The organism is Micromonospora sp. DT62 (assembly GCF_049847285.1).
GTDB lineage: Bacteria > Actinomycetota > Actinomycetes > Mycobacteriales > Micromonosporaceae > Micromonospora > Micromonospora reichwaldensis.
The window spans coordinates 18971-27898 of sequence record NZ_JBNCOB010000043.1 but is presented as its reverse complement, the minus strand read 5'-3'; the positions used below and the strand labels follow the sequence as shown (position 1 = coordinate 27898).

Annotated in this window: 6 protein-coding genes; all 6 read right to left on the bottom strand. The window is 73.2% G+C overall.

The window, feature by feature from the left end:
- Positions 1 to 139: 139 nt before the first annotated feature.
- On the bottom strand, positions 140 to 910 hold the full coding sequence (gene pgl, locus ACPXCB_RS30850) for a 6-phosphogluconolactonase (RefSeq protein WP_425879569.1): 771 nt from the start codon (positions 908 to 910) through the stop codon (positions 140 to 142).
- Between the two features lie 67 nt (positions 911 to 977).
- Entirely contained in the window at positions 978 to 1994 is a 1017-nt protein-coding gene (locus tag ACPXCB_RS30845; protein ID WP_425879568.1) for a glucose-6-phosphate dehydrogenase assembly protein OpcA, read from the bottom strand.
- A gap of 151 nt (positions 1995 to 2145) precedes the next feature.
- A complete protein-coding gene (zwf, locus tag ACPXCB_RS30840; protein ID WP_425879566.1) occupies positions 2146 to 3696 on the bottom strand; it encodes a glucose-6-phosphate dehydrogenase in 1551 nt (516 codons plus the stop codon).
- A 2-nt stretch (positions 3697 to 3698) separates the two neighbouring features.
- Positions 3699 to 5348: a glucose-6-phosphate isomerase gene (locus tag ACPXCB_RS30835; RefSeq protein ID WP_425879565.1), complete on the bottom strand. Its 1650-nt coding sequence runs from the start codon at positions 5346 to 5348 to the stop codon at positions 3699 to 3701.
- Positions 5345 to 6523, bottom strand: a complete 1179-nt coding sequence (tal, locus tag ACPXCB_RS30830; RefSeq protein ID WP_425879564.1) for a transaldolase — start codon at positions 6521 to 6523, stop codon at positions 5345 to 5347. Before tal ends, ACPXCB_RS30835 begins: the two co-directional genes overlap by 4 nt.
- 16 nt (positions 6524 to 6539) lie before the next feature.
- Positions 6540 to 8678 carry a transketolase gene (gene tkt / locus ACPXCB_RS30825; RefSeq protein WP_425879563.1) on the bottom strand — a complete coding sequence of 713 codons (2139 nt, stop codon included), beginning with the start codon at positions 8676 to 8678 and terminating at the stop codon, positions 6540 to 6542.
- Positions 8679 to 8928 lie beyond the last annotated feature (250 nt).

The window sequence follows — 8928 nt, the reverse complement described above, 5'->3', positions numbered from 1 at the left end:
CGCCGTCCGCTACGAAGCCACCGTGCACATCGCCGCGATCAACGAGTGGCTGTAACCGACTTCGACACAGGCCCTAGGCGGCGACCGCACTCCGGTGCAGGGAAGGGCCCCCTGTTGACAGGGGGCCCTTCCCTACACCTCAGCGCAGGCTGCGAAAGCGGGCCGGGACGTCGGCCGCCGCCGCCCGGTCCAGCAGCCAGAGGGTCCGGCCCGTGCCCTGTACGCCGGCCGCCGGCAGTTGCACCGGCCCCGCCCCGGCCAGGGCCATGCCGACCGCCCGTGCCTTGTCGCCCCCGCCCGCCACCAGCCAGACCTCCTCGGCCGTGTTGATCGCCGGAAGGGTCAGCGTGGTCCGCACCGGCGGGGGCTTCGGGCTGCCCCGCACCGCGCTGACCGGCCGGCTGTCATGGTGCACCGGATGCTCGGGGAAGACCGAGGCGACGTGCCCGTCCTCGCCGACGCCCAGCATCAGCACGTCGAAGTGGGGGAGCGCGGCGTGCCCCGGCCGCGCCGCGCGGGCCAGTTCCTCGGCGTAGCGGGCCGCCGCCTCCTCCGGGTCGGGCCCGGCCGGACCGTCGGAGGCCGGCATCGGGTGGACCCGGGCCGGGTCCAGCGGCACCGCGTCCAGCAGCGTGGCGCGGGCCTGGGTCTCGTTGCGCTCGGGGTCGCCGGCGGGCAGGAACCGCTCGTCGCCCCACCAGACGTCCACCCGGGACCAGTCCACGGCGTCGCGGGCCGGCAGCGCCGCCACCGCCCGGTGCACCGCCGCGGCTATCCGCCCGCCCGTCAGCACCACCGACGCCTGGCCCCGCTCGGCCTGCGCGTCCAGCAGCTTGACCACCAACCGGGCGGCCACCGCCTGGGCCAGCAGGTCTGCGTCGGCGTGGACGGCGACACTCGCCTCACTCATCTGTGTGCCTTCGTTTCTCCGGCCGCCGCGCGGCCGGTCCTCCGTGGTGCCCCGGGCAGCCGGGCGCTCAGTGCTCGGCGCTCGTTCCCACGTGCGCGGTGACCCCCGCCTCGGCCCGCTGGGCCGTGGCCGGGTCCTTCCAGACGTGCACCCGCTGCGGCGGGCGCTGGTCGAGGCCGGTCAGCCCGGCCGCCGTGCCCAGCGCCTCCGCGTACACCTGGTCGGCGTCGAGCCGGCGCAGCTCCTCGGCCAGTTCGTCGCCGAGGGGCCGGCGGACGAGCGGCAGCTGCCGGTCCTCCTGGCCGGTACGCCGGAACGTCGCCACGCTGTCGTCCCGGCTCAGCGTCAGCGTGTCGCCGTTGGCGCAGCGCAGCTGCACCTGCCGCATCCGCGGCGACGCGTCGGTGTGCTCCCACACCGGCTCGATGCCGAGTCGCGCGGCCAGCCAGCCCTGCATCAGCGCGGCGGTCGGGTCGGTGGGCGGGGCCACCACGGTCGCCTCGGTCACCCTGGCCTGGGTGGTGTCGAACGCCCCCGCCACGAGAGTGCGCCACGGGGTGATCCGGGTCCACGCCAGGTCGGTGTCGCCGGGCGCGTAGTCCCGGGCCCGCTGGCGCATCGCCTCGATCGGGTCCGCGGCCTGCGCGCAGTCGGTGATCCGCCGGTCGGCCACCACGCCGAGGAAGTCCGTGGCGATCTCGGCCGGCGGCTCGCCGTGCCACCACGTCACCACCGGCACGTCCGGCACCAGCAGCGGCATCACCACCGACTCCGCGTGCAGGGCGAGCCGCCCGTACATCCGGGTGACCACCGCCTCGCACGGGCCGAGCCGGCCGCCGACGACGATCTCCGCGTCCAACCGGTTGCGCTCGCGCTCCACGTCGGTGCGGACCACCACCAGCAGCCGGCAGGGGTGGGCGGCGGCCGCTATGGTCGCCGCCGCCTCCGCCTCGCGGACCCGCTTCTCGTCCACCACCACGATCAGGGTGAGCGCCATGCCGCTGGCCACCCCGCCCGCGCTGCGCCGCTCGGCGGCCAGCGCCTTGACCACCTCGTTCCCGGTGGTGTCCCACAGGCCGATCAATGGAGCCTCCTGGTCTGCTCGCTGCGCCCGGTCACGGCACCTGCCTTCGTTCGCGACTGCGGGGCTCGCAGGACCGGCTCACTCCTCGCGCTCACGGCACCTGCCTTCGTTCGCGACTGCGGGGCTCGCAGAACCGGCTCACTCCTCGCGCTCACGCCCGCCGCCACGCCCGGCCCTCGCGGGCCAGCATCTCGTCGGCGGCGCGGGGACCCCACTCGCCGGCCCGGTACGGCTCCGGCTTCGTGCCCGCCCACGCGTGCTCCAGCGGGTCCACCACCTGCCAGCTCTGCTCGACCTCGGCGGCGTCCGGGAAGAGGGTACGGTCGCCGATCAGCACGTCCAGCACGAGCCGCTCGTACGCCTCGGGGCTGGCCTCGGTGAACGCCTCGCCGTACTGGAAGTCCATGGCGATGTCGCGGACCTCCATCGTGGTGCCGGGCACCTTGGAGCCGAACTTGAGCACGACGCCCTCGTCCGGCTGCACCCGGATCACGAGCTGGTTGTTGCCGAGCGACTCCATGTCGGCTTCGTTGAACGGCAGGTGCGGCGCCCTCTTGAAAATGATGGCGACCTCGGTGACGCGGCGCGGCAGCCGCTTGCCGGCCCGGATGTAGAACGGCACCTCCGCCCAGCGGCGGTTCTGGATGCCGAGCCGGACGGCCACGTAGGTCTCCGTGGTCGAGTCCTCCGGGACGCCCTCCTCCTCCAGGTACCCGACGGCACGCTCGCCCCCCACCCAGCCGGGCAGGTACTGGCCGCGCACGGTGCCCTCGGCGACGTCCTTGGGCAGGGTGATCGCCCGCAGCACCTTGAGCTTCTCCGTGCGGATCTCGTCGGCGTCGAAGCTCGTCGGCTCCTCCATCGCCACCAGCGCCAGCAGTTGGAGCAGGTGGTTCTGGAACACGTCGCGGGCCGCGCCGGCCGAGTCGTAGAAGCCGGCGCGGGTGCCGATGCCGACGTCCTCGGCCATGGTGATCTGCACGGAGTCGACGTACTTGGAGTTCCACAGCGGCTCGAACAGGTTGTTGGCGAACCGCAGGGCGAGGATGTTCTGAACGGTCTCCTTGCCCAGGTAGTGGTCGATGCGGAAGACGTCCTCGCGGGTGAAGACGTCGTCGACCAGGTCGTTGAGCGCCTTCGCCGAGGGCAGGTCGTGCCCGAACGGCTTCTCCACCACCACCCGGCGCCAGCCGCCGGACTTGGCGTTGTCGGCCATCCCGGTGCGGGCCAACTGCTTGAGGACCACGGGGAACGCCGGCGGGGGGATGGAGAAGTAGAAGGCGGCGTTGCCCGGGATCCCGTGCGTCTGGCGCAGCTCGTCCAGCATCTCGGAGAGGTGGTCGAACGCGGCGTCGTCGTCGAACGAGCCGCCGACGAACTTGATGTTGCCCACCAGCCGCGCCCACACCTCCTCCCGCCAGGGGGTGCGGGCGTGCTTCTTGGCGGCCTCGTGGGCGAGCGACTCGAAGTCCCCGTCGCCCCAGTCCCGGCGGGCGAAGCCGAGCACGGCGAAGCCCGGGGGCAGCAGCCCCCGGTTCGCCAGGTCGTACACGGCCGGCAGGAGCTTCTTGCGGGCCAGGTCGCCGGTGACGCCGAAGATCACCAGAGCGCACGGCTCCGGGATCCTCGGCAGCCGGCGGTCCTGCGGGTCGCGCAGCGGGTTCACGCCGCCTCCTCGCTCCGCGTCATCCACGGTCCTCATCGTCACGCCCGCAACGCCCCGACGGCATCGAGCAGCTGGGCCACGCCCGCCGACCGGTCGGTCAGGTGCAGCCGGACCACCGGGCGCTTCCGCTCGGCCAGGGCCTGCCGGTCGCCGGCGGCCTGCGCCGCCTGCAACTGCCCGAAGGTGTAGGGCCTGCCCGGCACCGGCAGGTCGTCGACGACCGCGCCGGTGAGCTGGAGGTAGCTGCCGACCTGCGGACCGCCCTTGTGGTACTGGCCGGTGGAGTGCAGGAACCGCGGCCCCCACCCGAAGGTGACCGGCCGGCCGGCGGCACCGGCCAGCAGCGGCCGCAGCCGGGCCGCGTCGGCGTCGGCGAACCGGTCGAGGTACGCCATCACCGCGAGGTAGCCGTCGTCGCCCGTCGCGTCGACGAGCTGGCGGAGCACGCCGGCCAGGTCGCCGGGGGCGCCCTGCGGCGCGTACACCTCGATCGCGCCCTCGGTGAACGACGGCGTCTCCGCCGGCGGACCGGAGTCGAGGATCCGGTTCGTGTTCTCCTTGGACTCGGTGACGTTGGGCTGGTTGAACGGGTCGATGCCGAGCACCACGCCGGCGATCGCGGTGGCGTACTCCCAGGCGAGGAAATGCGCGCCGAGCGGGCCGTTGACGGCCACGTCGGCGTCGGCGCCGCCGCCGGGAACGGCGCCGGCGGGCAGCGCGCCGCCGTAGGTCACGGTGAGCACGTCGTCGCCGGCGGCGCCGGGACTCTGCGGCGACTCCACGACGACCGGCAGGATGCCGACCCCGGCCTTGCCGGTGGACTCGGCGATCAGCTGCTCGGCCCAGTCGCCGAGGCCCTCGATGCCGGTGCCGTCGGAGATCAGGGCGACCTTGTCCCGGCCCATGGTGGCCGCCGCGCCGAGCGCCGCGCCGAGCGCCAGGCCCGGGTTGTCGCGGTCCCCGCCCAGCGACCGCGCCAGCGCGTCGGCCTCGTCGAGCAGCTCGGCCACCTCGACCCCGGCCAGCGCCGACGGGACCAGCCCGAACGCGGTCAGTGCCGAATACCGGCCGCCGACGTTCGGGTCGGCGAGTACGGTGAAGGCACCCATCTCGGCGGCGGTGGCCTCCAGCGGCGAGCCCGGATCGGTGACGACGACGAAGTGCCGGCCGGCCTCCGCCTCGGTCATCCCCGCGTCGAGGAACGCCTGCCAGTACGCCCGGCGGTGGCTGTCGGTCTCGACCGTCGAGCCGGACTTGCTGGCCACCACGACCACGGTGCGCTCCAGCCGGTCAGCCAGCGCCGCCCGGACCTGCCCCGGGTCGGTGGTGTCGAGCACCGTCAGCTGCTTGCCGAGGGTGCGGGCGATGACCTCGGGGGCCAGCGACGAGCCGCCCATCCCGGCGAGCACCACGTGGTCCAGGTCGGCCAGCTCCGCCTTCAGCTCGGCGAGCTGGGGCAGCAGTTCCCGGCTGCGCAGGTGGGTGTCCACCCAGCCGAGGCGGATCTTCGCCTCCGCCTCGGCGTCCGGACCCCACAGGGTCGGGTCCTTCGCGGCCAGCTTGCCCGGCGTGCCGGCGTTCACCAGCGCGTCCCGGGTGGAGGCGGGGGCCGACTTGTCGACGGCGTCGGCCCCGTGCACGGAGAGCCCGGCGGCGGCCTCGACCGCCCCGTTGAGCAGATCACTCATGCGTTTCCTCCCGCCTGCTGCGCGGCCTGCGCGTTGTCCTTCGCGGCGTCGCTCGGGTTGCCGGCGCCCCGGCCCGCGGCCGCCAGCGACTTGCGGACGCCGTCGAGCAGTTCCTGCCAGCTCGCCTCGAACTTCTCCACGCCCTCGCGCTCCAGGGTCTCGATGACGTCGGCCAGGTCGATCCCGGCCGACTCCAGGTCCGCGAAGACCTTGCGGGCCTCGTCGTACGAGCCGGTGATGGTGTCGCCGCGGGTCTCGCCGTGGTCGGCGTACGCGTGCACGACCGGCTCCGGCATGGTGTTGACCGTGCCGGGGGCGATCAGCTCCTCGACGTAGATGACGTCCCGGTAGTCCGGGTTCTTGGTCGAGGTGGAGGCCCACAGCGGCCGCTGCGGGTGGGCGCCGGCGTCGGCGAGGGCCTGCCACCGGTCCGAGGAGAACACCTCGCCGTAGCGCTCGTACGCGAGCTTGGCGTTGGCGACGGCGGCCTTGCCGCGCAGCGCCTTGGCCTCGTCGGAGCCGAGCTTCTCCAGCCGCTTGTCGACCTCGCTGTCGACGCGGGAGACGAAGAACGACGCGACCGACCCGATTTTCGACAGGTCGTGCCCGTTCGCCTTCGCCTGCTCCAGGCCGGCCAGGAACGCCTCCATCACCTGCGAGTAGCGGTCCAGCCCGAAGATCAGCGTGACGTTGACGCTGATCCCCTCCGCCAGGGTGGCGGTGATCGCCGGCAGGCCGGCCTCGGTGGCCGGGATCTTGATGAAGAGGTTCGGCCGGTCGACCAGCCACCACAGCGCCTTGGCCTCGGCGACGGTCCTGTCGGTCTCGTGGGCCAGTCGCGGGTCCACCTCGATGGAGACCCGGCCGTCGACCCCGCCGCTGCCCTCGTACGACGGGCGCATCACGTCGCACGCCCACCGCACGTCGTACGTGGTGAGCATGCGTACGGCCTCCTCGACCTCCACCCCACGGGAGGCGAGGTCGCGCAGCTGCCAGTCGTACTCGTCGGCGTCGCTCAGCGCCTTGGCGAAGATCGTCGGGTTGGTGGTCACCCCGGCCACGTGCTTCTCCCGGCGGAGCTGGTCCAGCCCGCCGGAGGACAGCCGTACCCGGGAAAGGTCGTCGAGCCAGACCGCCACGCCTGCGGCGGTGAGTTCACTCAGCCTGTCCGTCATGCCGTCCACGCTCCCCTCAGTTGCCGGTGGTGAAACCGGTGATGTCGCCCATCCGGGTCAGTGCCGCGTGCGCGGCGGCCACGATCCGGTCGGGAGTGAATCCGAACTGCTCGAAGAGCACGGAGTGCGGGGCACTCGCGCCGTAGTGCTCCAGGCTGACGCTCTCGCCGCAGTCGCCGACGATGCCACGCCACGACATGCCGATGCCCGCCTCCACGCTCACCCGTGCCTTTACCCCGCGCGGCAGCACCGACTCCCGGTACGCCTCGTCCTGCTCGAAGAACCACTCCTGGCAGGGCATCGAGACGACCCGGGTGGGGGTGCCGTCGGCCTCCAGCCGCTCGCGGGCGGTCAGGCAGAGCTGCACCTCGGAGCCGGTGCCGACGAGGATGACCTGCGGCTTGCCGTTGGACGCCTCGGCCAGCACGTAGCCGCCCTTGGCCACGCCCTCGGCGCCGGTCAGGGTCGACCGGTCCAGCGTCGGCAGCGGCTGCCGGCTCAGCGCCAGCGCGGTCGGCCGGTCGGTGTGCTCCAGGGCCTGCCGCCAGGCCCACACGGTCTCGTTGGCGTCGGCCGGCCGGACCACGTCCAGGCCGGGGATGGCGCGCAGCGCGGTCAGGTGCTCCACCGGCTGGTGCGTCGGGCCGTCCTCGCCGAGGCCGATCGAGTCGTGCGTCCAGACGTAGACCACCGGCAGCTTCATCAGCGCGGCGAGCCGTACCGCCGGGCGCATGTAGTCGCTGAAGACCAGGAAGGTGCCGCCGTACGGGCGGGTGCCGCCGTGCAGCGCGATGCCGTTGAGGATGGCGCCCATGGCGTGCTCGCGGATGCCGAAGTGCAGCGTGCGACCGTACTCGTGGCCGGGGAAGTCCTTGGTGGCGTGGACGGCGGGGACGAAGGACGGCTCGCCCTTCATGGTGGTGTTGTTGCTCTCCGCCAGGTCGGCCGAGCCACCCCACAGTTCCGGCAGCACTCCGGCGAGCGCCTCCAGGACCTTGCCGGAGGCCGCCCGGGTGGCGACGCCCTTGGCGTCGGCCGGGAACTCCGGCAGCGCCTCGGTCCAGCCGGTCGGCAGGACCCGCCCGGCCATCCGGTCGTAGAGGGCGCGGCGCTCCGCGTTGGCCTTCGCCCAGCCGTCGAACGCCGTGGTCCACTCCTGCTGGGCCTGCGCGCCGCGCTCCATCACCGTGCGGGCGTGCCCGAGCACCTCCTCGTCGACCTCGAAGGAGCGGGCCGGGTCGAAGCCGAGCAGCTTCTTGGTGGCGGCCACCTCGTCGGCGCCCAGCGCCGAACCGTGGATCTTGCCGGTGTTCTTCTTGTTCGGCGCGGGCCAGCCGATGATGGTGCGCAGCGCGATGAAGGAGGGGCGGTCGGTCTCGGCCTTCGCCGCCAGCAGCGCCCGGTGCAGGGCCTCCACGTCCTCGTGGTAGTCGCCCTGGTCGGCGTCGCCGGCGCGCCAGTCGACGGTCTGCACGTGCCAGCCGTACGCCTCGTAGCGGGCCGCGACGTCCTCGCTCTTGGCGATGCGGGTGTCGTCCTCGATCGAGATCTCGTTGTCGTCGTAGATCACCGTGAGGTTGCCGAGCTGCTGGTGCCCGGCGAGCGCGCTGGCCTCGTGGCTGATGCCCTCCTCGATGTCGCCGTCCGACACGATGCACCAGATGTCGTGGTCGAAGACCGACCGGCCCGGCTCCGCCTCCGGGTCGAACAGGCCGCGCTCGCGGCGGGCCGCCATCGCCATGCCGACCGCGTTGCCGAGGCCCTGCCCGAGCGGCCCGGTGGTGGTCTCCACGCCGGGGGTGTGCCCGTGCTCGGGGTGGCCCGGGGTCAGCGAGCCCCACTGCCGCAGCGACTTGAGGTCCTCCAGGGCCAGCGGGTAGCCGGAGAGGAAGAGCTGGATGTAGAGGGTGAGGCTGGAATGGCCCGCGGAGAGCACGAAGCGGTCCCGGCCGGGCCAGTTCGGGTCGGCCGGGTTGTGCCGCATGACCCGGTTGAAGAGCAGGTAGGCCGCGGGCGCGAGGCTCATCGCGGTGCCCGGGTGGCCGTTGCCGGATTTCTCCACGGCGTCCATGGCCAGCACGCGGACGGTGTCGACGGCCCGGCGGTCGAGGTCGGACCAGTTGAGTGCGGGGTGCTCAGGTCGGTTGGCAGCCACGATGGTTGTGCTCCTCGGCAGATGGGCGGAACCCTCAGTGATGACCCTATCGAGCGGTCCTAAACGTCCGCCCAGGGATCTCTGCATGCCGGTCTGTACTGGTCCGCGCCGGTGCGCGGTGGTGCCCCAACGGTGTGACGGCCCGCACCGTTGTCGGGTCGCCCGGGCAGCCAAAACGACGACGCGTAGTCTGTGGTCCGGCGTGTGGCCCCAGTCGGGCCCGGCCGATCCGACCTCCCCTGCCGACGCC

Excerpts from the sequence above, each read along its gene's own strand:
- zwf (WP_425879566.1), bottom strand. The coding sequence starts at position 3,696 with ATGAGGACCGTGGATGACGCGGAGCGAGGAGGCGGCGTGAACCCGCTG.
- ACPXCB_RS30835 (WP_425879565.1), bottom strand. The coding sequence starts at position 5,348 with ATGAGTGATCTGCTCAACGGGGCGGTCGAGGCCGCCGCCGGGCTCTCC.
- tal (WP_425879564.1), bottom strand. The coding sequence starts at position 6,523 with ATGACGGACAGGCTGAGTGAACTCACCGCCGCAGGCGTGGCGGTCTGG.
- pgl (WP_425879569.1), bottom strand. The coding sequence starts at position 910 with ATGAGTGAGGCGAGTGTCGCCGTCCACGCCGACGCAGACCTGCTGGCC.